Annotated in this window: 3 protein-coding genes; all 3 read right to left on the reverse strand. The window is 34.6% G+C overall.

All coding sequences use genetic code 11. The features are described from left to right. Positions 1 to 140: 140 nt before the first annotated feature. Positions 141 to 479, reverse strand: coding sequence for a Cd(II)/Zn(II)-sensing metalloregulatory transcriptional regulator CadX (cadX, locus tag E5983_RS08975; RefSeq protein WP_000711078.1), 339 nt, complete (start codon positions 477 to 479; stop codon positions 141 to 143). Between the two features lie 11 nt (positions 480 to 490). Further along, positions 491 to 1,105 carry a CadD family cadmium resistance transporter gene (locus E5983_RS08980; RefSeq protein ID WP_331251112.1) on the reverse strand — a complete coding sequence of 205 codons (615 nt, stop codon included), beginning with the start codon at positions 1,103 to 1,105 and terminating at the stop codon, positions 491 to 493. Between the two features lie 166 nt (positions 1,106 to 1,271). Next, on the reverse strand, positions 1,272 to 1,631 hold a 360-nt coding region (locus E5983_RS08985), incomplete at its 5' end, for an IS66 family transposase (RefSeq protein ID WP_160332181.1).

Raw genomic sequence — 1,631 nt, forward strand, 5'->3', positions numbered from 1 at the left:
GAATCCATTTTTATCCTTAGAACAGATTGAACGATAAGAAAAATCATCAGAAATTGCCATTGTTTTTTGGCAATTTCTGATGATTTTTTAGCTATTTACACAGAGTTGTTTGAGGTATGAATAATTTGGGAAAATAGTTGTTATCCTAGTTGATTAAAAAAATCTCTGATTTCCTCATCTTTTATAAAATAATATATAATTTTCCCCTCTCTTCTAGTGTCCAAGATGTTTTGATTGGCTAGTTTACGAAGATGGTGGGAGGCAGATGCCATACTGAGATTTAGTAAACAGGCTATATCGCAGACACAGAGTTCTTCGACGGCAAGGAGATAAAAGATGATATTTATCTGTTTATTATCGGTAAATTTTGATAAAATGCGAAGTGATTTTTGGACTTTTTCCTTTTCAAGGTAGTTCGTTGCGGTTGTAACATTTTGTTGATTAATAACATCCACTTGACAGATACTATCTTTTTTCATAATTTTTTCTCCTAGCCTAACACAGCCCATAGCATGTCAAAGCTGTTGTTTTCAATCAGGATATACATCCCCAATCCTAAATAGACAACGGCAATAAACCATCTGCTATATTTTTCCAAAGTTTCTCCAACAGAAGGGACTTGTGCCAATTTTTGGGCAGAAAAAACCAAGAGATAAATCATGACTAGAAAAGTAAGTAAAGTCACTATCAAATTCGCTAAATTTAAGGTGGAAAAATATGGGACAAAGACACCAATATTGTCAGCGCCACAACTTGCAAAAGTAATCATAGCGACTAGAAAGATCAGGTTTTTATTGTCTTTTCGCAAACCATCTTTTGCAATAGCTTCTCCATCAGAATCTCCTAAAAGCAAAACTTTGAGGCCTAGGAAAATTGGAATCAAACCGAGTAAACCTAAAATCTCTTTACTAGGAATATAATTTAAGACAAATGCAAAAAGCAAACTTAGCAATATTAGACTAACAGAGCCTAGAAATTGTCCTAAATAGATGTTAATGATGTCTTTTCTGCTTTTTCTTTTGGCAAAAAATAACATTAGGATAATAAGTAAGTCTACGGCTGTCCCAGAATACAGGATTATTGAAGTAACAACATTTTGAATCATAAAACACCTCATTCAAATATATTTTTGAATGTATTTTAACATTAAACTTTGTAGATGTCAACTTCAGCTCCACCAAAATATAGATAAAAAGTAAGCGCCCAATAACAGGGTATATCAAAAAACCTCCAAGATTGTAAGCAGCTTGCTTTGAATCTTGGAGGTTTCTTTAACGACAATGCTCTTGTATTTGTTTTGCCCATGGTAAATAAGCCTCTAGAACCTCCTTTTTTTCGAGAGTCTCCTCGTTTGGTAAATGTTCTAGTAGGAAAACTATATATTTTTCACTGTCCACTTGGTGGAGTTTGGCTGTCTCAATTAGAGTCATAATAATCGCACTAGACTCTGCTCCCTCTAAACTCTGGGAGAACAACCAATTCTTGCGTCCCATTACTAAGGATTTGATTGCTCTTTCTGCCAAATTATTGGATAGAACGAGACGTCCATCCTCCAGTACAGTTTTGAATGTGGACTCATAATCCAAACTGTATTTGAGAGCACGGCCTAACTTGGATTCTGGTAAGACATA

The sequence above is a fragment of the Streptococcus danieliae genome (assembly GCF_009767945.1).
Taxonomy (GTDB): Bacteria; Bacillota; Bacilli; order Lactobacillales; family Streptococcaceae; genus Streptococcus; species Streptococcus danieliae.